24 protein-coding genes and 1 pseudogene are annotated in these 23,258 nt (G+C 69.7%); 8 read left to right on the top strand and 17 right to left on the bottom strand.

Features of this window, described 5'->3' with window-relative positions; translation table 11 throughout:
- Nucleotides 1-24: 24 nt before the first annotated feature.
- The 3 genes from C6N31_RS07275 to C6N31_RS07265 all read right to left on the bottom strand — a co-directional run bounded on the left by C6N31_RS07275 (nucleotide 25) and on the right by C6N31_RS07265 (nucleotide 2,959).
- On the bottom strand, nucleotides 25-2,151 hold the full coding sequence (locus tag C6N31_RS07275; RefSeq protein ID WP_198357275.1) for a SpoIIE family protein phosphatase: 2,127 nt from the start codon (nucleotides 2,149-2,151) through the stop codon (nucleotides 25-27).
- A 33-nt stretch (nucleotides 2,152-2,184) separates the two neighbouring features.
- Nucleotides 2,185-2,475 (bottom strand): SHOCT domain-containing protein, encoded by a 291-nt coding sequence (locus C6N31_RS07270; protein WP_138351267.1) that lies wholly within the window; start codon nucleotides 2,473-2,475, stop codon nucleotides 2,185-2,187.
- 64 nt (nucleotides 2,476-2,539) lie between these two features.
- A complete protein-coding gene (locus C6N31_RS07265) occupies nucleotides 2,540-2,959 on the bottom strand; it encodes a DUF6325 family protein (RefSeq protein ID WP_187144953.1) in 420 nt (139 codons plus the stop codon).
- Between the two features lie 217 nt (nucleotides 2,960-3,176).
- Between C6N31_RS07265 and C6N31_RS07260 the strand changes: the two genes are divergently transcribed.
- On the top strand, nucleotides 3,177-3,416 hold the full coding sequence (locus C6N31_RS07260; protein WP_138351266.1) for a hypothetical protein: 240 nt from the start codon (nucleotides 3,177-3,179) through the stop codon (nucleotides 3,414-3,416).
- Between the two features lie 346 nt (nucleotides 3,417-3,762).
- Nucleotides 3,763-4,230 carry a hypothetical protein gene (locus tag C6N31_RS43630; RefSeq protein ID WP_232484886.1) on the top strand — a complete coding sequence of 156 codons (468 nt, stop codon included), beginning with the start codon at nucleotides 3,763-3,765 and terminating at the stop codon, nucleotides 4,228-4,230.
- 16 nt (nucleotides 4,231-4,246) lie between these two features.
- Here C6N31_RS43630 and C6N31_RS07250 read toward each other — a convergent pair whose 3' ends face one another.
- The 7 genes from C6N31_RS07250 to C6N31_RS07220 all read right to left on the bottom strand — a co-directional run bounded on the left by C6N31_RS07250 (nucleotide 4,247) and on the right by C6N31_RS07220 (nucleotide 10,963).
- Nucleotides 4,247-5,593, bottom strand: a complete 1,347-nt coding sequence (locus C6N31_RS07250) for a dipeptidase (protein WP_187144952.1) — start codon at nucleotides 5,591-5,593, stop codon at nucleotides 4,247-4,249.
- Between the two features lie 37 nt (nucleotides 5,594-5,630).
- Nucleotides 5,631-6,089 carry a hypothetical protein gene (locus C6N31_RS07245; protein ID WP_232484885.1) on the bottom strand — a complete coding sequence of 153 codons (459 nt, stop codon included), beginning with the start codon at nucleotides 6,087-6,089 and terminating at the stop codon, nucleotides 5,631-5,633.
- The gene (gene gadC, locus C6N31_RS07240; protein WP_138351264.1) at nucleotides 6,086-7,576 is read right to left on the bottom strand and encodes a glutamate/gamma-aminobutyrate antiporter GadC; all 1,491 of its coding nucleotides are present in this window, start codon (nucleotides 7,574-7,576) and stop codon (nucleotides 6,086-6,088) included. Before gadC ends, C6N31_RS07245 begins: the two co-directional genes overlap by 4 nt.
- Before the next feature lie 133 nt (nucleotides 7,577-7,709).
- Entirely contained in the window at nucleotides 7,710-7,883 is a 174-nt protein-coding gene (locus C6N31_RS07235; protein WP_164294656.1) for a hypothetical protein, read from the bottom strand.
- Nucleotides 7,884-7,968: 85 nt separating this feature from the next.
- On the bottom strand, nucleotides 7,969-8,364 hold the full coding sequence (locus tag C6N31_RS07230; RefSeq protein ID WP_244809299.1) for an anti-sigma factor antagonist: 396 nt from the start codon (nucleotides 8,362-8,364) through the stop codon (nucleotides 7,969-7,971).
- A gap of 210 nt (nucleotides 8,365-8,574) precedes the next feature.
- The gene (locus C6N31_RS07225) at nucleotides 8,575-10,032 is read right to left on the bottom strand and encodes an aldehyde dehydrogenase family protein (RefSeq protein WP_138351263.1); all 1,458 of its coding nucleotides are present in this window, start codon (nucleotides 10,030-10,032) and stop codon (nucleotides 8,575-8,577) included.
- A 64-nt stretch (nucleotides 10,033-10,096) separates the two neighbouring features.
- Nucleotides 10,097-10,963 (bottom strand): Sco1979 family transcriptional regulator, encoded by an 867-nt coding sequence (locus C6N31_RS07220; RefSeq protein ID WP_138351262.1) that lies wholly within the window; start codon nucleotides 10,961-10,963, stop codon nucleotides 10,097-10,099.
- 181 nt (nucleotides 10,964-11,144) lie between these two features.
- Here C6N31_RS07220 and C6N31_RS07215 point away from each other — a divergent pair, with 181 nt between their 5' ends.
- Complete coding sequence (locus tag C6N31_RS07215) at nucleotides 11,145-11,636, top strand: ATP-binding protein (RefSeq protein ID WP_138351261.1); 492 nt, start codon at nucleotides 11,145-11,147, stop codon at nucleotides 11,634-11,636.
- A 12-nt stretch (nucleotides 11,637-11,648) separates the two neighbouring features.
- Here the strand turns inward: C6N31_RS07215 and C6N31_RS07210 are convergent, their stop codons facing one another.
- Nucleotides 11,649-11,882: a DUF397 domain-containing protein gene (locus tag C6N31_RS07210; RefSeq protein ID WP_138351260.1), complete on the bottom strand. Its 234-nt coding sequence runs from the start codon at nucleotides 11,880-11,882 to the stop codon at nucleotides 11,649-11,651.
- A 305-nt stretch (nucleotides 11,883-12,187) separates the two neighbouring features.
- Here C6N31_RS07210 and metG point away from each other — a divergent pair, with 305 nt between their 5' ends.
- From metG to C6N31_RS07195, 3 genes are all read left to right on the top strand, one after another.
- On the top strand, nucleotides 12,188-13,915 hold the full coding sequence (gene metG / locus C6N31_RS07205) for a methionine--tRNA ligase (protein WP_138351259.1): 1,728 nt from the start codon (nucleotides 12,188-12,190) through the stop codon (nucleotides 13,913-13,915).
- A gap of 5 nt (nucleotides 13,916-13,920) precedes the next feature.
- Nucleotides 13,921-14,067 carry a ribbon-helix-helix domain-containing protein gene (locus C6N31_RS45510; protein WP_306664952.1) on the top strand — a complete coding sequence of 49 codons (147 nt, stop codon included), beginning with the start codon at nucleotides 13,921-13,923 and terminating at the stop codon, nucleotides 14,065-14,067.
- 76 nt (nucleotides 14,068-14,143) lie between these two features.
- A complete protein-coding gene (locus C6N31_RS07195; RefSeq protein ID WP_198357274.1) occupies nucleotides 14,144-14,491 on the top strand; it encodes a type II toxin-antitoxin system PemK/MazF family toxin in 348 nt (115 codons plus the stop codon).
- A 30-nt stretch (nucleotides 14,492-14,521) separates the two neighbouring features.
- Here the strand turns inward: C6N31_RS07195 and C6N31_RS43625 are convergent.
- Both C6N31_RS43625 and aspS read right to left on the bottom strand, forming a co-directional pair.
- A pseudogene (locus C6N31_RS43625) lies at nucleotides 14,522-14,626 on the bottom strand (SigE family RNA polymerase sigma factor); the annotation flags it as partial.
- Between the two features lie 106 nt (nucleotides 14,627-14,732).
- Nucleotides 14,733-16,499, bottom strand: coding sequence for an aspartate--tRNA ligase (aspS, locus tag C6N31_RS07190; protein ID WP_138351257.1), 1,767 nt, complete (start codon nucleotides 16,497-16,499; stop codon nucleotides 14,733-14,735).
- Between the two features lie 120 nt (nucleotides 16,500-16,619).
- Between aspS and C6N31_RS07185 the strand changes: the two genes are divergently transcribed.
- Nucleotides 16,620-18,686, top strand: a complete 2,067-nt coding sequence (locus C6N31_RS07185) for an ATP-binding SpoIIE family protein phosphatase (protein WP_198357273.1) — start codon at nucleotides 16,620-16,622, stop codon at nucleotides 18,684-18,686.
- Between the two features lie 42 nt (nucleotides 18,687-18,728).
- Here C6N31_RS07185 and C6N31_RS07180 read toward each other — a convergent pair whose 3' ends face one another.
- Both C6N31_RS07180 and C6N31_RS07175 read right to left on the bottom strand, forming a co-directional pair.
- Nucleotides 18,729-19,679, bottom strand: a complete 951-nt coding sequence (locus C6N31_RS07180; RefSeq protein ID WP_198357272.1) for a pirin family protein — start codon at nucleotides 19,677-19,679, stop codon at nucleotides 18,729-18,731.
- Nucleotides 19,680-19,779: 100 nt separating this feature from the next.
- A complete protein-coding gene (locus C6N31_RS07175; protein ID WP_138351254.1) occupies nucleotides 19,780-20,217 on the bottom strand; it encodes an SseB family protein in 438 nt (145 codons plus the stop codon).
- A 140-nt stretch (nucleotides 20,218-20,357) separates the two neighbouring features.
- Here C6N31_RS07175 and C6N31_RS07170 point away from each other — a divergent pair, with 140 nt between their 5' ends.
- Nucleotides 20,358-22,184 (top strand): acyl-CoA dehydrogenase, encoded by a 1,827-nt coding sequence (locus C6N31_RS07170; protein WP_138351253.1) that lies wholly within the window; start codon nucleotides 20,358-20,360, stop codon nucleotides 22,182-22,184.
- Nucleotides 22,185-22,415: 231 nt separating this feature from the next.
- Here C6N31_RS07170 and C6N31_RS43620 read toward each other — a convergent pair whose 3' ends face one another.
- Together C6N31_RS43620 and C6N31_RS43615 are read right to left on the bottom strand one after the other, a co-directional pair.
- On the bottom strand, nucleotides 22,416-22,622 hold the full coding sequence (locus C6N31_RS43620; RefSeq protein WP_164608034.1) for a hypothetical protein: 207 nt from the start codon (nucleotides 22,620-22,622) through the stop codon (nucleotides 22,416-22,418).
- A complete protein-coding gene (locus C6N31_RS43615; RefSeq protein WP_232484884.1) occupies nucleotides 22,619-22,963 on the bottom strand; it encodes a hypothetical protein in 345 nt (114 codons plus the stop codon). Before C6N31_RS43615 ends, C6N31_RS43620 begins: the two co-directional genes overlap by 4 nt.
- Nucleotides 22,964-23,258: the final 295 nt, after the last annotated feature.

Genomic DNA, 23,258 nt, shown 5'->3' with positions numbered 1-23,258 from the left:
CAGCCGGGAACCACCGCGCCGGGGTCAGGGTGCCGGGGAACCCGTCTCCCCCCGGTCCTCCGCCGGGAGCCACCGGAACTCGGCCCACACCGACTTGCCCTCCCCGCGCGGCTCCACGCCCCAGCGGGTGGCGAGGGAGTCGATGAGCAGCAGACCGCGGCCCGAGGTCGCGGCCTCGCCCGGGGTCCTGCGGCGCGGCCAGACGCTGGAACGGTCCTGGACGGCCAGCCGCACCCGGTGGGGCCCCTTGATCCGTACCGAGGGGACGATCTCCAGCGTCATCACGGCACCGCCCTCGGTGTGCAGCAGGACGTTGGTGAGGAGTTCGCCGGCCACCAGCTCGACATCGTCGACCAGTTCGCCCGCACCCCAGTCCAACAGCGCCTGGCGCAGCACCGCGCGGGCTTCGGCCAACCCCTCCGGGTCGGCCTGGTGGACGTACTGGTGGATGCGCGGGGCCTTGGCGGTGCCCGGGTCGGGCGCCCGGCGCAGCAGGAGCAGCGCCATGTCGTCCTCCGCGCCCGGCCGGGCCCACAGGCCGTCCGAGAGATGGTCGGCGAGCGCGGCCGCGCCGTGCGGTCCGTGCCGTACGGCGTCGGCGAGCTCGTCCATGCCCTCGCCGATGTCCTTGCCCGGCTGCTCGACGAGCCCGTCGGTGCACAGCAGCAGGGTCTCCCCCGGCACCAGGTCCAGCCGGGTCTCCGGGTACTCGTGGTCCTCGAAGTGGGTGGCCAGGCCGAGCGGCAGTCCGCCGCGGACGTTGGGCCAGCCGGTCCGCCCGTCGGTGTGCCGGATCAGCGGCCCGAGGTGGCCGGCCCGCACCACGCGTACGTCGCCGGTGGCCAGGTCGACCTGGGCGTAGGTGCAGGTGGCGAAGCGTTCGGTGTCGAGCTCGGCGAGGAACTGCGAGGCACGCGCGAGCACCGTGGAAGGGGCGTGGCCCTCGGCGGCGTAGGCGCGCAGCACGATCCGGAGCTGGCCCATCATGGCCGCGGCGTGGGTGTCGTGGCCCTCGACGTCGCCGACGACGACACCGATGCGGCCCTGCGGCAGCGGGATGACGTCGTACCAGTCGCCGCCGACCTCCCGGCCGCTCCAGGCCGCGTGGTAGCGCACGGCGATCTCCCCACCGGTGACCTCGGGGATCCGCCGCGGCAGCATCGAGGCCTGCAGCCCGGTGGCGAACTCGCGCTCCTGGTCGAAGAGCATGGCGCGCTGCAGCGACTGGGCGACGATGCCCGCGAGGGCGAGGCAGAGGTTGCGGTCCTCGGCGGTGAAGTGGGTGCGGTCCCGGTAGAACAGGCAGAGGCCGCCGATGGAGCGCGCCTGGGCCACCAGCGGCAGGTAGGCCGCCGCCTCGATCTCCATCTCCCCTGTGTAGGGCCGCAGCCGGGGGTAGCGGTCGGCGAGTTCCGACAGCGAGCTGACGAACCGCGGGCGCTGTTTCAGGATCGCTTCGGACAGCGGGAGGTCGTCGTCGATCCGGGTGAGCCGCAGGTCGGACAGGACCTCCATCGACCGGCCGGTGAGCGCGATGATCTTGAGCATGCTGCCGTCGACCAGCCCCAGCGCGAGGCCGTCGGCCCCGAACCGCTCCAGCCCGCCGCTGCCGGTCAGCGCGGCGGTGACGTCGTCGACGGTGACGGCGCGCGACAGAGCCTGCGTGGTCCGTTCCACCATGGACGTCTGGCGTTTGCGGTCCTCCTCCAGGGTCCGCAGCAAGGTGGAGTGCGTGAGTTCGGCGGTGGCGTCACGGACGATGCCGATGACGCGCACGGCCTTGCCGTCCTCGTCGCGCAGGATGCGGCCCTGGGTGTGCGTCCAGCGCGGTGTGCCGTCCCGGAGGAACGCCTGGAAGTACATGCCGTACGACGACGCCCGCTCGTGCAGGGCCCGGTTGAGTACCGCGTCGAGCCGGGCGCCGTCCTCGGGCGTCACCCGGCTGTACAGGGAGTTGGGCCGGCCGTTGAACTCCTCCGGCCGCAGGTCGAAGACCTCCAGGGCGGCCGGGTCCAGCTCCAGGGTGCCGATCCTGAGGTCCCAGTCGAAGCTGCCCATGTGGTTCAGGGCGAGGCGTTCGGCCAGACCGGTACGGGGCGTGCCGGTGCCCGGGAGCTCGCCGCCGTCGGGCGGCCGGTCCTGTTCGGGCATATCCGTACTCCGGGGTGTCGCGTTTCCCGCCGGTCAACCCGACAGGATCTTCGCCTTCTCGGCGGCGAACTCCTCTTCCGTGAGGATTCCCTGGGTCTTCAGTCCCGCCAGCCGCTCCAGACGGCTGATGGTGTCGTCGCCGGGCGCCGCCGGCGCGGCGGGCTGCTGCTGCGCCGCCTGGGCCTGCGCGGCCTGCTCGGCCTCCTGCCCGGCGAACTTCTCCTGCTGGTGCTGCCGCACCCGGCCGCTGACGGCGGATGCGGTGCCGGCCACCACGGCGGTGCGCGCGACGGCACCCAGCAGCCCGGGCCCCCTGCGGTTCATGGCTCCTCTGCGAAACGGCATGTCAGGACGTCCTTTCCGAGTCGTCGGACCGGCGGGCGGACGGTCAGCGGGCCTCCGCGAGAGCCCGCTCCGCGATCTCCGCCGGGATCTGCTCGTGGGCCACGGTGATCCCGCCGGCACCGCGGACGGCATCGGTGAGCGGTACCGCCCACAGGTCCTCCCAGACGATGAGCGCCGCCGAGCTGCCCGGCGGCACGCTCCGGGCGAGCGCCTGGATGTCCGCGTCGTTGAAGAGCCCGGCGATGGTGCCCTCCACCGGGTCGTAGGCGACCAGGTCGTCGGGGTCGAGGTCCTGGAGCTCCACACACTCGATCGTCCCGTCCTCCTCCCGCCGGACGAAGGTGATGTCGAGGATCCGTACGGTGCGGGACGCGACGATGTCGGCGAGCGCGGGTGCGATGCGGCCGGTGAACCGGCTGCCGGGAAATGCGACGACAAGGTATTCGACGGGTCCGATTCCCACGGTCCGTCCTCTCCTGGGTGCGGTGTCCGAGTCCGCTACCGGAATCGGATCGCCAGCATAACTTTGGGAGTATTTGTCTGCATTCAGACTATGACATTCCGGTCCCCCAACGGCCCAACGTGACGGCTCCCGACAGGACAGCGGAGGCCGGGCCCCGCAGGCTGGGCGGAGAGCCGGTGACGACCGACGCCGTCCATGCCCCGGAAGGGACCTCGACATGACCGCAGCCGGTGGGCTCGCCCTCATCATCATCGGGGCGATCCTGAGATACGCGATCACCTGGCAGACCCGGTGGATCGACATCGGCGTCCTGGGCACCATCTGCATGCTCGGCGGAGCCGCGAGCCTTCTCATCGGCATGCTGCTGGCCTTCGGCCGCCGCCGGCGTACCGACCGCCGCTACGAATCCGAGCGCGTCTACGAGCAGCGGTACTACGAGGACCCCCCTCGCCCGTGACCGTGCTCGACCGGGTACTGCGCAGGGCCCCCTTCATCGGGCGGCTCGTCCACGAGTTCACCGCGGTGAACGTCCTGGACTGCGCCACCCGGCTGGCCGCCCAGGCCTTCCTGGGGGCCCTGCCCGCTCTCTTCGTGATCGCCGCGTTCGCGCCCCAGGGCGTCCGCGACCAGCTCGTCTCCTCGCTGCACTCCGTCCTCGGGCTGCACCACGACGCGCTGGACCAGGTCCGGCAGGTCTACGCGGCCGACGACACCACCGAGACCAACTCCATCGGCATCGTCGGCATCATCGTCACCCTCCTCTCGGCGACGGCCTGCAGCGGACCTGCGAACGGGCCTGGCGGATGCCCAGGGCCGGCGCCCGGCTGGTCGCGTGGCGGTGGGTGGTCTGGCTCGTCGACCTGCTGCTCCAGGGCCCGCTGCACGACGGCTTCGGCGTGGGCACGGCCCTCGGCGTCCCGCTGCAGCTCCTCTCCGGGACGCTCCTGTGGTGGTGGACCCAGCGTTTCCTGCTGGGCTCCCGGATCCCCTGGCTGCCGCTGCTGCCGGGGGCGATGCTGGTGTCGGCGGGCGTCCTGGGGGTCGTCGCGTGGTCGGCGATCTACATGCCGGGGGCCGTCGACCGCAGCCTGCGGCAGTTCGGCCCGTTCGGGTCGCTCTTCGTCCTGCTGTCCTGGCTGATCGTGCTCTTCACCGTCATCACGATCGGTATCTGCGTCGGCCATGTGATCGCGCAGGAGGAGCCGGTGGCCCGGCGGCTGGGTACCCCGGCCCCACCGGTAGCGCCGACCGTGGCCGGCTCCGCGGCGTGATCCGTTCCCGCCGCGGCTACTTCTTCTTCCCGAAGCTCCGCAGGAACAGCGCCTCGGACAGCGCCATGTTCGCGATCTCGGTCGGGTCGACGCTCTCGTTCGGCGCGTGGATGAGGCACAGCGGTTCCTCGACGCCCATCAGGATGATCTCGGCATCGGGGTAGGTGTCCGCGAAGACGTTGCACAGCGGGATCGAGCCGCCCTGCCCGAGGGTCGTCATGGGCTTGCCGTACGCCTCCTCCATGGCCGCGCCCAGCGCGGCGTAGGCCGGCCCCGTGGTGACGGCCTCGAAGGGGGCACCGGACGACTCCCGCTCGATCTCCACCCGCACCCCCCAGGGCGCGGCCTTCTCCAGGTGCGCGGCGAGCGCGTCCTGCGCCGTTCGCGGGTCGGTGCCCGGCGGCACCCGCAGATTGAGGCGGGCGGCGGCGGTGGCCTGGATCGCGGCGGAGGAGCCGACGACGGGCGGGCAGTCGATACCGAGGACGGTGAGGGCCGGGCGGGCCCACAGCATGTCGGAGACGGTGCCGTCACCGAGCAGCTCGGTGCCCTCCACCATGTGCGCGTCGGTGCGGAACTGCTCCGGGTCGTACCCCTCGCCGGTCCACGTCCTGGTGTTGTCCAGGCCGTCGACGGTGGTGTTGCCCCGGCTGTCGCGCAGCGACGCCAGCATGTGGATGAGCGCGGCGAGCGCGTCGGGGGCGGGACCGCCGAACATCCCGGAGTGCATCTCGGAGTCCAGCGCGGTGACGGTGACCACGACGTTCGCGAGCCCGCGCAGCGTGACGGTCGCGGCGGGGACGCCGACGGCCGCGTTGCCCGTGTCGCAGACCAGGATCGCGTCGGCGCGCAGCTCCTCGGCGTTCTTGGGGACGAAGTCCTCCAGGCCGCCGGTGCCCTGCTCCTCCGACCCCTCGGCGATGAACTTCAGGGTGACGGGGATGTCGTCGCCGAGCGCCCGCAGCGCCGTGAGGTGCATGGCGATGTTGCCCTTGCAGTCCGCGGTGCCTCGCCCGTACCAGCGCCCGTCGCGCTCGGTGAGCCGGAAGGGCGGGCTGGTCCAGGCGGCGTCGTCGAGCGGCGGCTGCACGTCGTAGTGGCAGTAGAGCAGCACGGTCGGCGCGCCGGGCGGGCCCGGCCGGTGGCCGAGCACGGCCTTGCTGCCGTCGATGGTGTCGGCCAGCCGCATGTCGGTGAAGCCCAGCTCGGTGAAGGCGTCCGCTACCCACTGCGCGGTGCGGTGGCACTCCTCCACCGGGTACTGGCGGGGGTCGGCCACCGAGGTCATGGCGACCAGCTCCGTCAGATCGGCCTTGGCGCGGGGCATCAGGCCGCTGATGCGCTGTTTGAGGTCGTCGGACATCACACGGCTCCTGGAGGGTGCGGGGTTGCGGCGGCGGTCACTTCTTGACGGTGTCGTCGTACTTGAGGCCGCCGTACGCCTTCTCGAACTCACCGAGCTTGTCCGGGCAGTAGACGGAGACGGCCAGCGAGGCCGCGCTGATCGCCTCGCTGTCGGCGATGACCGGGCGCGTACCGGGACCGCTCGCGCCGTTGACGAGGGCCGCCTTCGCCTGGGCCTTGACCAGGGCGTTGCCCGGGTCCCTGCACAGCGACGCGCCGTCGTCGCCCAGGGTCCGGACGATCAGGTCGTGGTCGGGCACCGGATAGCCGGCGTCGGCGAGCTGCTTGGAGAGCTGGTCGGCCTTGTCGTTGGCCTTGGCCGTCTCGCGCAGGGTCGTGTACTGGATGATCCCGATGACGGCGAACACCACCAGCAGCACGATCGAGCCGATGTAGATCCACCGGTGCTCGGACGCCATCAGGGTGCGCTTCATGTTCCCCGCGGTGCGCTTCATGCGTCGACTCCCGCCTCTGCCGGGTTCTCGTCCACGTGCTGGCGCCAACTGGGCTTGCGCAGTGTGTAGAACAGGTACGGCACCAGCAGCCCCAGCAGGAGGAGCCCGGACGTGACGATGCCCACGTAGGCGAGGACGCTGCCGCCGCCGAACTGCGAGGAGGGCACGAAGCCGATGACGAGCGCCGCGAGCGACGACAGCAGGCCGACGACGCACAGCACGTGCAGCGCGGGCGCCCGGTAGCCGCGTGGATGGTCCGGCTGGGTCTTCCGCAAGCGGATCGCCGCCGCGAACATCAGCAGATAGACGATCAGGTAGATCTGCGTGGTGATGACGGAGAAGATCCAGTACGCGCTGGACACGTTGGGGATGAACGCGTAGAGCAGCGCGATGACGGTGGTGATCAGGCCCTGCGCGACGAGGATGTTCTGCTGGACGCCGAACCTGTTGAGCTGCTGCAGGAACGGCGGCAGATAGCCCTCCTGCCGGGAGATCAGCAGCAGCCCCTTGGACGGTCCGGCGAGCCAGGTCAGCATGCCGCCGAGCGCCGCCGCGACGAGCATCACGCCGAACACCGGCGTGAGCCAGCCGACGTTGAAGTAGGAGAAGAAGGCGTCGAAGGCCTGGATGACCCCCGCTGTCAGGCTCAGGTCATGGGCCGGGACGACCCAGCTGACCGCCAGGGCCGGCAGGATGAAGATCAGCAGGACCAGGCCCATCGCGGTGAACATCGACTTCGGGAACTCCTTGTCCGGGTTCCGCAGCGAGGAGACGTGCACCGCGTTCATCTCCATGCCGGAGTACGACAGGAAGTTGTTGACGATCAGCACGAGGCTCGCCAGTCCGGTCCACTGCGGCAGGATGTGCGAGGCGTCCATCGGCGCGGCCGAGGGGTTGCCCTGGCCGAGGAAGACGAAGCCGAGGATCACCAGTACCGCACCCGGGATGAGGGTGCCGATGATCAGGCCGCCGCTCGCCAGGCCCGCCACGGCTTTCGTGCCGCGCGAGGAGACCCAGACACCGGTCCAGAACAGCACCACGATCACGATGGCCACATAGAGGCCGTCGCTCGCCAGCCGCGGATCGATGATGTACGCGAAGGTGCTCGCCACATAGGCCAGCAGGCTCGGGTAGTAGAAGATCGTCATCGCGAACTGGCACCACACCGCCAGGAAGCCCATCGGCTTCGACAGCCCCTCGCTCACCCAGCGGTACACACCGCCGTTCCAGCCCGACGCCAGCTCGGCCGAGACCAGCGCCGTCGGGATCAGGAAGACGATCGCGGGCACGACGTAGAGGAAGACCGCGGCGAGGCCGTAGACGGCCATGGACGGCGCCGCGCGCAGGCTCGCCACCGAACTGGTGGTCATGAACGCCAGCGTCAGCCACGACATGTACTGCTTGCCGGGCACCCGCGCCGCGCTGGTGGCCGGCGAAGCGGCTTTCGCCGCGTCTCTCCCGCCGGCCGGAACATCCATCGACGCCATGCTGATGACCCTCCGATCGCCCGCTGAGCTGTCCGGCACAGGATCACCCGGTTTGTCCGCTCCCGCACTCGGATGTCCGCCGACCGGATGAGGGGCGGGCCCTGTCGCGGGCCCGCCCCTCACGCACCGGCCGCTACTCCTGGGGCTCGTGCGCGTGCTGCCGTTCCGCCTCGGGGCTCTCGGTGTACTCGAAAGCGTCCAGGTTCTCCCGCACCTCGTTGGCGCGGTGCTTCGCCTGCGCGGCATCCACTTGCTCGGTATGCCTCATGCCCTTGGAGTGGGCGCTGCGGGCTGTGTGCTTGGACATGGCCATTTCCTCCTGAAAGGTGTCCAATTCGGACCATCTCAGGCAAACACCATTCCTCAGGACCCGCTACCGGGGCGAGCTGCGCTCAACCCCCCATGGCGCGCGCGAGGTTCGGCACCGGGTGGAAGGCCTCGGCCAGTCCGGTCAACCGCAGCAGCCGCAGCGTCGACGGGCGGTCGCAGACCGTTCTCAGCTCCCCGCCCCGGACCTGGACACGGCGGCGGGCACGGCAGAGCAGGGACAGGCCGTAGCAGTCGACGAACTCCAGCGGGCACAGATCGACGACGACCCGGAGCGGGGGCGGACCGCCGGAGACGAGATCCAGATGCGGAGCCACGAACCGCGCGGTGTCGATGTCCAGTTCACCGCGCAGCTCCACGACGGTGAACGCGTCGATCCGGTAGGTGCGCGCATACCGATTGGCCGGGGGGACCAGATTCGGCGGGCCGATCGGCGGATCACTGCGGGCATCATCCTGCACCGGTGTCCCCTCCCGCGGTCGACCGTGCGAGCGACCACCGGGGCCTGGGTGACCTACGGTCACCGTATCCGGCGGGAATTCGCACACGGGAGGCGGTAGCCCGGAACAGATACGTATCTTCACCCGTTGGAGTGAAGATCGATCTGACGACCGTGATGAGCCGGGCTACCGGACGTCGGAGTGCTGGTCAGAAAGCGATCGGAGCGCGGGTCAGAACGGGAACCGGCTGCGTCCGTGCTGGATGGAGATCCACTTCACGGTCGTGAACGCGTCCACGGTGGCATCGCCGTTGAGCCGCCCCACACCGGACGCCTTCTCACCGCCGAAGGGCACGATCGGCTCGTCCGCGATGGTGCCGTCGTTGACGTGCATCATGCCGGTGTCGATGCGCTGGGCGAAGCGCACACCACGCTCGATGTCCCGGGTGTGGACGGCGCCGCTGAGCCCGAACGGGGTGTCGTTGGCGATCCGGACCGCCTCCTCCTCACCATCGAAGGGCACCACCAGGACCACGGGGCCGAACAGCTCACGGCGCAGGATCGCGGCGTCCGCGGGGATGTCGCCGAGCACGGTCGGTGACACGACGGCGCCGTCGGCCTCACCGAGCAGCAGCGCCGTGGCGCCCGCCTCGACGGCCTGTGCGACCTCGGCCGTGATGCGCTCGGCCTGGAGGGTGTTGATCAGCGGGCCGATCTGGGTGGCCGGGTCGGCCGGGTCGCCGACGATCAGCGAGGCGGTCTTCGCGACGAACTTCCGGGTGAACTCCTGCTCCACCGAGCGGTCCACCAGCACCCGGTTGGCCGCCATGCACACCTGGCCCTGGTGGGCGAAGCGGCTGAAGACCGCGGCGTCGACCGCGTAGTCCAGGTCGGCGTCGTCCAGGACGACGAGCGCGCTGTTGCCGCCCATCTCCAGCACCGTCCGCTTGAAGTGCGAGGCGGCGACCGTGGCCACGTGCCGGCCCACGTGGTCGGAACCGGTGAAGGAGATGACCTTGGGCACCGGGTGCTCGATGAAGCTGTCGCCGATCTCGGCGATGTCCGTGATGACGACGTTGAAGAGACCGGCCGGCAGGCCCGCCTCCTCGAATATCTTCGCGATCAGCGTGCCGCCGACCACCGGGGTGTTCTGGTGCGGCTTGAGCACCACGGCGTTGCCGAGCGCCAGCGCCGGGGCTATGGACTTCAGACCGAGGAAGAGCGGGAAGTTGAACGGGCTGATCACCCCGACGACGCCGACCGGCTTCCGGTAGAGGCGGTTCTCCTTGCCGTCCACCGGGGACGCCAGGATCCGCCCCTCGGGGTGCAGCGCGAGCTGCATCGACTGCCGCAGCATGTCCTTGGTGAGGGCGAGCTCGAAGCCGGCCTTGAGGTACGTGCCGCCCAGCTCGGCGATGATCGCCTCGGTGATCTCCGCCTCGCGCTCCTCGATGACCTTCAGCGCGCGCTCGAAGACCAGCCGGCGGGCGTACGGGTTGGTCTCGGCCCAGGCGGTCTGAGCGCGTTCCGCAGCCCGGTACGCCTGGTCCACCTCGGCCTTCGTCGCCACCGTGATCGAGGCGAGTTTGTCCCCGTTGTAGGGATTGAAATCGACGATGTCCCAGGAGCCGGAGCCGGAGCGCCACTCACCGTCGATGTACTGAAGAGCCAACTCGGAGAAGTACGACACTTTATCCCTTTCGCGGTGGCCGATGCGGCACGCGTTAGTGATGCGGCGTCATATTACCTTCGTATCAAGCCTGTTGATGGATCTTGCGGAGTCGCTCGAGCGAACGCTCGGCGGAAAGACTGTCCACGCAGAGCCTTTCCATGGTCTTGTCGTAGAAGTCCACTTCCTCACGCTTGTCGATGTACAGCGCGCTGGTGAGCTGTTCCAGATAGACGAGGTCCGACAGGTCGGACTCCGGGAATCGCAGCAGGGTGAACGCACCGCCGCCCGCCGCATGGCCCCCGATTTCGAACGGCAGGACGTGGACCGTCACATTCGGCTGCTGCGCGACTTCCATCAGATGGCTCAACTGCCCGCGCATGACGTCCCGTCCGCCGAACGGCCGGTACAGCGCGCCCTCGTCCATGACGGCGACGAAGTGCGGTGCCCGCTCCGAGACCAGCAGCTTCTGCCGCTCCATCCGCAGGCCGACCCGGCGTTCGATCTCGGACGCGGCCGCGCCGGGGTGGCCGAGCTCGACGACCGCACGGGAGTAGTCCTCGGTCTGCAACAGGCCGTGGATGAACTGCACTTCGAAGGTCCGGATCAGTGAGGCGGACTCCTCGAGACCCACATACGTCTGGAACCAGGCCGGGAGGACGTCCCCGTACCCGTGCCACCAGCCGGCCACGTTCGCCTCGCGTACGAGCCCGAGGAGGGCCGCGCGGTCCTCGTCGTCGACCACGTTGTAGAGGGTCAGGAGGTCGGCAACATCCCGTTCCTTGAAGCTCACGCGTCCCAACTCCATGCGGCTGATCTTCGATTCGGACGCGCGGATCGAATAACCGGCGGCCTCACGGGTGATTCCTCCCGCTTCGCGAAGCCGCCGCAGCTGAGCTCCCAGCAGAATACGTCGCACGATGGACCCGCCTCCCGGCTGCCCTGTGGTCATTTACGTCACGCTCCGCCCCTAGGTCGTCAGCAGTCTGCCACGGTTGCGCTGCGTTGAGTACTCACCCGGTCACACAGCAACATCACGTGCATCATTCCTTGCATCTGCACGTGCATTCGCCCTTGCATACCGTGTGGGCGTTGGGGACCATGGGGTTCGTGCAGATACCCAGTGGGCGCGCATGAGGACTGAGGCCGCAACTGTGCTTGAGCCGTTATGGGATGGAGTGCTCGCCCCCGGGGGCCTGGCCGCGTCCAGCGGCGCCACGTGCGAGCTGCCGGGACGCTTCGAAGCCGTCCGCGACGCCCGGAGATTCACCCGGGCGACACTTCAGCGCTGGGATCTGGCACCACTCTTCGAGAGCATCGAGCTGGTCGCCTCGGAACTCGTCACCAACGCGCTGCGTTACGGCGTGCCCCCCGGCACCGGCGGTGCCCCGGTCCATCTCAGTCTGGTGCGCTGGACCTCACGGGTGGTCTGCGCCGTACGCGACCCCAGCGCCATCGGTCCGGTGGCAAGGACGCCCGACTTCGTCGCGGAGTCCGGACGGGGGCTGCACCTGGTGGAGTCCTACAGCGAGACCTGGGGCTGGCATCCGCTCACCGGGGCGGGAAAAGTCGTCTGGGCCCTCTTCCATTCACCGATCGGAATGGCCGAAGACCCGTCGCTATAGGTTCATATACGGTCACATGAGGTGGTCGAACTCGCCATCCTTGACCCCGAGAATCAGTGATTCGATCTCGGCCCGCGTATATATCAACGCGGGTCCGTCCGGAAAGCGTGAATTGCGTACTGCCACCTCACCGCCGGGCAGCTGCGCCAGCTCAACGCACGTACCGTTCGCGTTGCTGTGCAAACTCTTCTGCCAGACGACTCCCTGGAGATCTGTCGAGGCCATGCCATTGTGTGTCCGGCTCATAAGACGCTCCCCAAATTCCCCGTAACTGCCCTACTGGGTAAGCCAGATGATAACCGGTTGCACCAGCACGTGCATGTGCACGTGCATGCGCACGTGCAGTCACCCACCGTGATCAACAACGGGGCGCCGGCCCCGCATGTTCCGGGCCGTCCCCCCGCGCGGTGCTCCCGGGCTGCGCCTGCCGCCTGCCCGCCCGATGCCGCCCCCAGAGGAAAACAAGAAGGGGTGCCCGGGGGGTCGGATACGATATTGACGGTCCGTAGATCAATCAGTCACCCCGCGTAACGAATTGGGAGCAGCCTGCAATGGCTCGACACCTCATCACCAGCGCCCTGCCCTATATCAACGGGATCAAGCACCTGGGCAACATGGTGGGGTCGATGCTCCCGGCCGACGTCTACGCCCGCTACCTGCGCCAGACCGGGCACGACGTCCTCTACATCTGCGCCACCGACGAGCACGGCACCCCCGCCGAACTCGCCGCCAAGGAAGCCGGGCTGCCGGTCGACACCTTCTGCTCCGAGCAGCATCTGGCGCAGAAGGCGATCTACGACGGCTTCGCGCTGCGCTTCGACTACTTCGGCCGCAGCTCCTCCCCGGAGAACCGCGACCTGACCCAGCACTTCGCGCGCCGCCTCCAGGCCAACGGCTTCATCGAGGAACGCGCGATCCGCCAGGTCTACTCGCTCGCCGACGAGCGCTTCCTGCCCGACCGCTACATCGTCGGCACGTGCCCGCACTGCGGTTACGACAAGGCCCGCGGCGACCAGTGCGAGAACTGCACCCGGGTGCTGGACCCCACGGACCTGATCGACCCGCGCTCCGCGATCAGCGGCAGCAGCGCGCTGGAGGTCCGCGAGACCAAGCACCTGTTCCTCCTGCAGTCGAAGCTGGCCGGCGAGGTCGAGGCGTGGATCGACGAGGTGGGCGGCGAATGGCCCACCCTCGCCTCCTCCATCGCCCGCAAGTGGCTCACCGAGGGCCTCCAGGACCGCGCGATCACCCGCGACCTGGAGTGGGGCGTTCCGGTCCCGGCCGACACCTGGCCGGAGCTGGCCGCGGACGGCAAGGTCTTCTACGTCTGGTTCGACGCCCCGATCGAGTACATCGGTTCCACCAAGGAATGGGCGGACGCCGCTCCCGACGGGGAGACCCGGGACTGGAAGTCCTGGTGGTACGAGGCGGACGACGTCCGGTACACCGAGTTCATGGCCAAGGACAACGTCCCGTTCCACACGGTGATGTTCCCGGCCACCCAGCTGGGCACCCGCGAGCCGTGGAAGAAGGTCGACTACGTCAAGGCCTTCAACTGGCTGACGTACTACGGCGGGAAGTTCTCCACCAGCCAGCGCCGCGGCATCTTCACCGATGCCGCGCTGGACCTGCTGCCGGCCGACTACTGGCGCTACTTCCTGATCGCCAACGCCCCGGAGTCCGACGACACCTCGTTCACCTGGGAGGTCTTCTCCTCCTCCGTGAACAAGGACCTCGCCGACACCCTGGGCAACTTCGTCAACCGCGTCCTGTCCTTCTCCCGCAAGCGCTTCGGTGACGACGTGCCGGCGGGCAGCGCGGCCGGCGAGGCCGAGGCGAAGCTCGGTGAGCAGATCGCCGGACTGCTGGCCGAGTACGAGGGCCACCTGGACACCCTCCAGTTCCGCAAGGCTGCGGCCGCGCTGCGCGCCCTGTGGAGCGCGGGCAACTCCTACCTGGAGGAGAAGGCCCCCTGGATGGAGATCAAGACGGACCCGGACGGCGCGGCGCTCACCCTGCGCACCGCGATGAACCTCATCCACCTGTACGCGGTGGTCTCCGAGCCGTTCATCCCGTCCTCGTCCGCCGCGATGCGCAGCGCCTTCGCCCTTCCGGACGACAACCGGACCTGGGTCAGCCAGGACGAGGCCAAGTCCCTGTCCTTCCTGGCACCCGGCATCCCGTTCACCGTCCCGCCGGTGCTCTTCGCCAAGATCACCGATGAGGACCTCGACACCTACCGCGAGCGCTTCGGCGGCAACCCGGACACCGCCGAGTAGTACCGATGGTCATGAAGATCAGTGTCAGCCTGCCCGAGGCAGATGTGGCGTTCGTCGATGCGTATGCGTCGGCGACCGCCGCCGAATCGCGGTCCGCTGTGATACACGCAGCGATCGAGATGCTGCGCACGGCACGCCTCGAAGACGAATAGGCCGCCGCCTGGGACGAGTGGGACGGCTCGGAGGACGCCGGACTCTGGGAGGCGGCCACGGCCGACGGGGTGGTCCATGAGGCGCGGTGACATCTACCTCGTGGACCTGGATCCGGTCCGCGGCAGCGAGGCGATCAAGGCTCGGCCCGCTGTGATCGTCTCCCACGACGCCGCGAACCGGTCCGTGGAGACCCAGGGCCGCGGCGTGATCACGGTGGTCCCGGTCACCTCCAACACCGACCGGGTCTACGCCTTCCAAGTCTTCCTGGATGCCGGGCGGTCCGGACTCGTCAAGGACGCCAAGGCCCAGTGCGAGCAGGTACGGACCGTGGCCGTGGAGCGGCTGGTACGACGTCTCGGAGCGGTGCCGTCCGTGACGTTGAAATCGCTGGACGACGCCCTCCGCCGTCAGCTGGCGCTGTAGTCCCGCCCGGCCGCCCGGTCGGGGAGTTCGCAGGTCTTCCGCGAGATGGGCGTCGCCGGTCAGCAGCCAGGCGACGCGCAGCAGCCTCGGGCCGCGCGCCGCCACGAACTCCTCGAATTCCGGGGGCGTCAGCATCGTCTGCTCGCCATCGTGTCCCTTCCACATCAGTGGAACGCGATGGCACTCCTTCCGGGTTGCCTCCGGTCCCGGACGGAACGCGTCCGGGACCGGGGGCCGCCGGTCAGACCTTCGGCTGCGGCTTGCGGAGCTGGATGTGCAGCTCGCGCAGCCGGCTCTCCTCGACCTCGCTCGGCGCGCCCATGAGCAGGTCCTGGGCGTGCTGGTTGAGCGGGAAGGCGATCGTCTCGCGGATGTTCGGCTCGTCCGCGAGCAGCATGACCATGCGGTCCACGCCCGGGGCGATGCCGCCGTGCGGCGGGGCGCCGAAGTGGAAGGCGCGGAGCATGCCGCCGAATTCCTTCTCCACGGTCGCCTGGTCGTAGCCGGCGATCTCGAACGCCTTGTACATGACCGCGGGCTCGTGGTTCCGGATCGCGCCGGACGACAGCTCGATGCCGTTGCAGACGATGTCGTACTGCCAGGCGAGGATGTCGAGCGGGTCCTTGGTCTCCAGCGCCTCCAGGCCGCCCTGCGGCATGGAGAACGGGTTGTGGGAGAACTCGATCGCGCCGGTGTCCTCGTTCTTCTCGAACATCGGGAAGTCGACGACCCAGCAGAACCGGAAGACGTTCTCCTCGAAGTGGCCGGCGCGCTTGGCGGCCTCGACGCGGACGGCCGCCATGATCTTGGAAACCTCGGCGAACTCGCCGGCGCCGAAGAAGATCGCGTGGCCGGGCTTGGCGTCGACGGCGGCCAGCAGCGCCTTGACGTCGTCCTCGGTCAGGAACTTGGCGATCGGGCCGGTGAGGGCGTTGTCCTCGCCGACGCGGACCCAGGCCAGGCCCTTGGCGCCCTGCTCGACCGCGTACTCGCCCATCTGGTCGAAGAACTTGCGCGGCTGGGCCGCGGTGTCCGGCACGGCCAGCGCGCGGACGTGCTTGTCGGCGAAGGCCTTGAAGCCGGAGCCGGCGAAGACGTCCGAGACGTCGACGAGTTCGAGCTTGGCGCGCAGGTCCGGCTTGTCGTTTCCGTACTTGAGCATCGACTCGCGCAGCGGGATGCGCGGGAACGGCGAGGTGACCTCACGGCCGCCGCCGTACTGGGTGAAGAGGTCGGTCATGACCTTCTCGATGACGCCGAAGACGTCCTCCTGCTCGACGAAGCTCATCTCGATGTCGAGCTGGTAGAACTCGCCGGGCGAGCGGTCGGCCCGGGAGTCCTCGTCGCGGAAGCACGGCGCGATCTGGAAGTAGCGGTCGAAGCCGGCGATCATCAGCAGCTGCTTGAACTGCTGCGGGGCCTGCGGGAGCGCGTAGAACTTGCCGGCGTGCACGCGCGAGGGCACCAGGAAGTCGCGGGCGCCCTCGGGGGAGGTCGCCGACAGGATCGGGGTGGCCAGCTCGTTGAAGCCGAGCGCGGTCATCTCCTTGCGGAGGAAGGAGATGACGTCCGAGCGCAGCATGATGTTCTTGTGCATGCGCTGCCGGCGCAGGTCCAGGAAGCGGTTGGTGAGCCGCGCCTCCTCGTTGGCGTTGTCCTCCGGGAAGACCGGGAAGGGCAGCGGGTCCGCGGCGCCGAGCACCTCGAAGGAGGTGACGTCGATCTCGATCCCGCCGGTCGGCAGGTCCGGGTTCACGTTCTCCGCGCTGCGCGCGAGCACCCGGCCGTCGACGCGGACGACGGATTCCTTGGACTGGCTGCTGAGCTGCTCGTACGCGGGCGAACCCGGCCGGACGACCAGCTGGACGAAGCCGTAGTGGTCCCGGAGGTCGACGAAGAGTACGCCGCCCAGATCGCGGCGATTGTGCAGCCACCCGGACAGGCGGACGTCGGTGTCGACGTCGGTGGCGCGCAGCTCGCCGCAGGTGTGGGACCGGTACCGATGCATCGTTCATCCAAGTCGTCGGATTTCGGTGAAGGAGCCCGGAAGGGGCCCGTCACAGCCTACCGGCGCCAGGACGTCCACCCCCATTCGTATGAGTCGGCCAAACCCTCATAAAATGTCCGAATGCGCACCGAGGACGTTCTGGCAGCCGTCGGCACGGGGCTGTGGCACTGGGACGAGACCGCCGGCACCGTGGCGATGAACGCGACGGCGGCGGCGCTGCTGGGGCTTCCCGCGGACCCGGCCACGTCCCGGTCGTCCGCCGTGCGCGCGTGCCTGCACGCCGAGGACTTCGTGGCGCTGAACGGCGGGCTCGCCCTCGCCCGCGCCGAGGGCACCGTGGTGGAGTCCCTGATGCGGGTGATCGGCGACGACGGCAGCATCCTGCGGACCGTACGCATCCGGATGCGGCCGACCGGCCGGCTCACGATGGCCGGGACGCTGCACGAGGCGCGCGCCGCGACCTCGGGCGGTGCGGTGCACTCCGGGGACTGGCGGCGGGCCCGGGAGGCCTTCCTGCTGGACGCCGGACGGGCGCTGGCGGAGGCGGACAGCACGGCCGAGGTGCTGCGGGTCGCCGCGACGCTGTCGATGCCGGGGTTCTCACCCGACGGACTGGCCGTCTTCGGCGTCCGGGGCGACCGGCTGGCGATCATCGGGCACCACGGCCACTCCGTCGGCACCGACGGCCCGTTCACGGACATGCCGATGGCCACCGACTACCCGGCCACGCTGGTGGTCCGCACCGGCCGGGCCGTCTATCTGCCGACCCCCGAGGCGTACGAACAGCGCTTCCCGGCGACCTGGCCGCTCGCCAAGCCCTTCGGCCGCTCCTCCTGGGCCTTTCTGCCGCTGGTGGTCGCGGGCAACACGATCGGCGCATGGATGGCGGCCTTCCGTGAACCGGTCGCCTTCACCCCCGACGAGCGCTCCGTCCTCACCACCGTCGCCCGGATGCTCGCCCAGGCGCTCTCCCGCGCCCACCTGCACGAATCCGAGCGGGAGCTCTCCGACGGCCTGCAGCGCACCATGCTCCCCACCCGGGGTCCCGGCATCGAGGGCATGACGGTCGCCGCCCGCTACGTGCCCACCGGCGGCGGGCTGCAGGTCGGCGGCGACTGGTACGACGCGATCGATCTGCCGTCCGGCCGCACCGCGCTGGTCATCGGCGATGTGCAGGGTCATGACGTACGCGCCGCAGGCCTCATGGGCCAGCTGCGGATCGCGCTGCGCGCCTACGCCGCCGAGGGCCACCACCCGGACGCGGTGCTGTCGCGCACCTCACGGTTCCTCGCCGGGCTCAGCGACCCCGACCACGGCGACGACGACCGGTTCGCGACCTGCCTGTACCTGGAGGCGGACCCGGCGACCGGCACCCTGGACGTGGTCAGGGCCGGGCACCCGGAGCCCGCCATCCGGATGGGCGACGGCACCACGATCATCCGCCGCACCGCGGGCGGCCTGCCGCTGGGCATCGCCCCCGACAGCGACTACCCCACGACCCGGCTGGTGCTGGAACCCGGCGAAGTACTGCTGATCTGCACCGACGGGCTGATCGAGACCGGCGGCCACGACCTGGACACCGGCTGGCAGCGGCTGCGCGCCGCCCTGGAGACCGGGCCGTCGGACGATCTGGAGGCGCTCGCCGACCATCTGGTGCGGGCGGTGCACGGGCCGGCGTCGCACCACACCACCGGGCCGCTCGCCGACCGCCGCGAGGACGACATCGCGCTGATGCTGCTGCGCCGCGACCTGGACGGGCCGAGCTGCGACGTTCCGGTGCGCCGGACGGTGCTGACCATCTCGCAGAGCGCGCCGCGGCAGATCCGCGAGGCCCGCCACGAGATCCGCGCGCTGCTGCACGACTGGACCGTCCCGGACCAGGTGGACGCGGCGGTGCTGCTGGTCTCGGAGCTGATCACCAATGTGCTGGTGCACACCGACGAGGACGCGGTGCTGACCGCGCGCCTGATGGGGGTGCCCGCCAAGCGCCGGCTGCGGATCGACGTGGGCGACCGCAGCGACGACATGCCGCATCGCCGCAGCCCCGGCGAGATGGCCTCGTCGGGGCGCGGTCTGCTGCTGATCGAGGAGCTGGCGGACGCCTGGGGTGTCGATCCCCGGGGCGACGGCAAGGCGATCTGGTTCGAGATCCACGAGGCCGCGGCGTCCGGCGGCCGCCGGCCGTAGTCGGCCGGCCGCCGTCACCGGTTCGCGGTCACCGGTCCGGGGTCAGGCCCCCGCAGGGATCCGGCCGAGGCGGCCGGCCTGGAAGTCGTCGAAGGCCTGCGCCAGTTCGGCGTGGGTGTTCATCACGAACGGCCCGTACTGCATCATCGGCTCGCGGATCGGCTGTCCGCCGAGCAGCACGAACTCGAAGTTCGGGCTGCGCGACTCCTGCTTCTCATCCGCCTTGATCGTGAGCGAGTCGCCCTTGCCGAACACGACCGTCTGCCCGGTGCTGAACGGGCGGCCCGACGGGCCGGCGGTGCCACGCCCGGCGAGGGCGTAGGCGAGAGCGTTGAAGTCCGGCCGCCAGGGCAGCGTCACCTCGGCGCCCGGGTTCAGCGAGACGTGCATCATCGTGATCGGGGTGTGGGTCGCCCCGGGACCGACGTGGCCGTCGAGGTCGCCCGCGATCAGCCGGATGAGCGCGCCGCCGTCGGCGGACGTCAGCAGCCGGACCTGGCCGCCGCCGATGTCCTGGTACTTGGGCGGCATCATCTTGTCGCTCTTCGGCAGGTTGACCCACAGCTGCAGCCCGTGGAAGAGCCCGCCGGTGACGACCAGCTCCTCCGGCGGCGCCTCGATGTGCAGCAGGCCGCTGCCCGCCGTCATCCACTGGGTGTCGCCGCCGTTGATCACGCCGCCGCCACCGTGCGAGTCCTGGTGCACGAAGGTGCCGTCGATCAGGTAGGTGACGGTTTCGAAGCCGCGGTGCGGGTGCCAGGGGGTGCCCTTCGCCTCGCCCGGCGCGTACTCCACCTCACCCATCTGGTCCATCATGATGAACGGGTCGAGGTTCTTGTAGTCGATGCCCGCGAACGCGCGGCGGACGGGGAAGCCCTCGCCCTCGAAACCGCTCGGCGCGGTGGACACGGCCAGCGCCGGACGCGGCACCGCACCGGCGGGCGCGGAGACGCGCGGCAGGGTCAACGGGTTCTCGACGGTCACGGCGGGCATGGCGGTCCTCCTCGTGTTCTGGATCCAACTTAGTTGAATACTGAACATTCGGCAAGGCGTGCGATATTCCCCCAGCTCAGCGGGGTGGAATCAGCTCGCGTCAGCCATACATCCGGCGCATCGTGAATTCGACCATCTGTTCGACGGCCTTGGCGTCGAAGACCATCCGGTGCTGGCCGTCGATGTCGAGCACGAAGCCGTAGCCGGTCGGCAGCAGGTCGAGCACCTCGGCGCCGGTGATGACGAAGTACTTGGACTCCTTGCCCGCGTACCGCCGCAGCTCCTTGAGCGAGGTGAACATCGGGATCACCGGCTGCTGTGTGTCGTGCAGCGCGAGGAATCCGGGGTTCTCGCCGCGCGGGCAGTAGACCTTCGACGTCGAGAAGATCGCCTGGAAGTCCTCGGCGGAGAGCGAACCCGTGGTGAAGGCCCGTACGGCGTCCGCGAGCGAGGGTGGGGACGGCTCGGGGTACACCCCCGGCATCGGGGCAGCGCCGGGCGGTGGGCCGGGATGCGAGGTCTGGTCGTAGCCGTACACGTACCCAAGACTAGCGAGTGTCCCGTCACATCCGGGCGGGAAGGGGTTGCTTCTTATTACCGGCGGGTAGCATCATTCTGTATTACTGCTTGCTGTAGTACTGCCACGTAACTGATCGAGTGCGATACGGAGCCGTCGTCATGGGCCACTACAAGTCCAACCTCCGCGACATCGAGTTCAACCTCTTCGAGGTGCTCGGCCGCGACAAGCTCTACGGCACCGGCCCGTTCGCCGAGATGGACGTGGAGACCGCAAGGACCATCCTCAGCGAGGTCTCGCGCCTCGCGGAGAACGAGCTGGCCGCGTCCTTCACCGACGCCGACCGCAACCCGCCGGTCTTCGACCCGTCGGACAACACCGCGCCGGTGCCGGACACCTTCAAGAAGAGCTACCAGGCGTACATGGACTCCGAGTACTGGCGTCTGGGCATCCCCGAGGAGATCGGCGGCACCAAGACCCCCGCCTCCCTCATCTGGTCGTACGCGGAGCTGATTCTCGGCTCCAACCCGGCCATCTGGATGTACTCCTCCGGCCCGGCGTTCGCCGGCGTCGTCTTCGAGGAAGGCACCGAGGAGCAGGCCAAGGTCGCCAAGCTCATGGTGGACCGCCAGTGGGGCGCCACGATGGTGCTGACCGAGCCCGACGCGGGTTCCGACGTCGGCGCGGGCCGCACGAAGGCCGTCGAGCAGGAGGACGGCTCCTGGCACATCGAGGGCGTCAAGCGCTTCATCACCTCGGGCGAGCACGACATGTCCGAGAACATCATCCACCTGGTGCTGGCCCGCCCCGAGGGCGCCGGCCCCGGCACCAAGGGCCTGTCGCTCTTCATCGTGCCGAAGTACGACTTCGACTGGGAGACCGGCGAGCTGGGCGAGCGCAACGGCGCCTACGCCACGAACGTCGAGCACAAGATGGGCCTCAAGGCCTCCAACACCTGCGAGATGACCTTCGGCGACCAGCACCCCGCCAAGGGCTGGCTGCTCGGTGACAAGCACGACGGCATCCGCCAGATGTTCCGCATCATCGAGTTCGCCCGCATGATGGTCGGCACGAAGGCCATCGCGACCCTCTCCACCGGCTACCTGAACGCGCTGGAGTACGCCAAGGAGCGCGTGCAGGGCCCGGACCTCGCGCAGTTCATGGACAAGACCGCGCCGAAGGTCACCATCACGCACCACCCGGACGTGCGCCGCTCCCTCATGACGCAGAAGGCGTACGCCGAGGGCATGCGCGCCCTGGTGCTCTACACCGCCTCCGTCCAGGACCAGATCGCGGTCCAGGAGGCGGCGGGCGAGGACGCCAAGGCGCTCATCGGCCTCAATGACCTGCTGCTGCCGATCGTCAAGGGCTACGGCTCCGAGAAGTCCTACGAGCAGCTCGCCCAGTCCCTGCAGACCTTCGGTGGCTCCGGCTACCTGCAGGAGTACCCGATCGAGCAGTACATCCGGGACGCCAAGATCGACACCCTCTACGAGGGCACCACCGCGATCCAGGGCCAGGACTACTTCTTCCGCAAGATCGTCCGCGACCAGGGCCAGGCGCTGACCACCCTGTCCGAGGAGATCAAGAAGTTCCTCGCCGAGGCCGTCGGCGGCGAGGAGCTGGCCGCCGCCCGCGAGCAGCTCGCCACGTCCGCCGTGGACCTCGAGGCCATCGTCGGCACCATGCTGACCGACCTGGCCGGCACCGAGAAGGACGTCCGGTCCATCTACAAGGTCGGACTGAACTCCACCCGCCTGCTGCTCGCCTCCGGCGACGTCGTCATCGGCTACCTGCTGCTGCGCGGTGCCGCCGTGGCCGCCGAGAAGCTGCCGTCCGCCGGCGCGAAGGACACCGCCTTCTACACCGGCAAGATCGCGGCCGCGAAGTTCTTCGCCGCCAACATCCTGCCGAACGTCGGCGTCCAGCGGTCGCTGGCCGAGACCGTCACGCTCGACGTGATGGACCTGCCGGAAGAGGCGTTCTGACGCCAGGGACCCGCCCTGGGTCCCGTTCTGCCCGCACCCTGTGACAGGCCGCGCCGTCCGTTCCCGATTCCCCGGACGGGCGGCGCGGCCTTTCGCGTTCTCCTCGCGTTCTCCGCCGTCGCGGACGACCGCCCGCCGCACAGCGAAGCCGACCCGGGTCACCAAGCGCGGAGGCTTCGTGACCTGGGCCGGCGAATGGGCCTCAAGGGCCGTTCACACCGTGATCCGGCGTTACGGAGCGCACTCCGCGACGGCCGTGATCGTGTCGCCGAGAGCGCCGAAGGCGGTGACGTTCCACTGGTTGGTGTTGGTCGCGTCGCGGCTGTTGTCGAGGACCTGCAGCGTGACCAGGCCGCCGATGCGGTACCCGCCGCCCAGCAGCACCGTGCCCGCCGGGCAGGTCGCGGTCGCGGTGACCGAGCCCAGCAGGGTGTTCACCGGCGTGCCGACGACCTGGTGACTGGTGACCGGCCCGGCGGGGCCGGCCGGGCCCGGAGCACCCGGGGCACCAGCGGCACCCGGGGCGCCCGGAGCACCAGCGGCACCCGGAGCGCCATCGGCACCGGCCGGGCCCGGAGCGCCCGCGGCACCCGGCGCACCCGCCGGACCCGGAGCGCCGTCAGCACCCGCGGCACCCGGCGCACCCGCGGTACCCGGAGCGCCGTCAGCGCCCGCGGCACCCGTGGCACCCGGAGCACCGGGGGCGCCAGGAGCACCCGCAGCGCCCGCAGCGCCGTCAGCACCGGGCGGGCCGGCGGGGCCGGGCTGACCGGGGTCACCCTGCGGTCCCTGCGGGCCGGGGGGTCCCTGCGGTCCGGGGGGACCCGTCTCAGGGCCGCCCTCGTGGTCGCAGCCGTAGCTGTTGTCGCACGCTGCGACAGCCCCCTTGGTCCCGGCGGAAGACAGACCGTGTCCCGTCGCCGCGCTGGCCGACCCGACGGACGCGGTGCCCGCGAAGAGGACGGTCACGATGCTCACTCCGCCGGCCAGACCCCACAGCCGTTGACGACGTGCGCGACTGGATATGGCGTGCCTCGATCGTTCGCTCATCAGCTCACCTTTGTGAGAGAAGGG

Origin of the sequence: Streptomyces fildesensis, assembly GCF_016107395.1 — a bacterium.
GTDB lineage: Bacteria > Actinomycetota > Actinomycetes > Streptomycetales > Streptomycetaceae > Actinacidiphila > Actinacidiphila fildesensis.
Note: the sequence above shows the minus strand (reverse complement) of the source record. Positions and strands in the feature narration are given on the sequence as shown.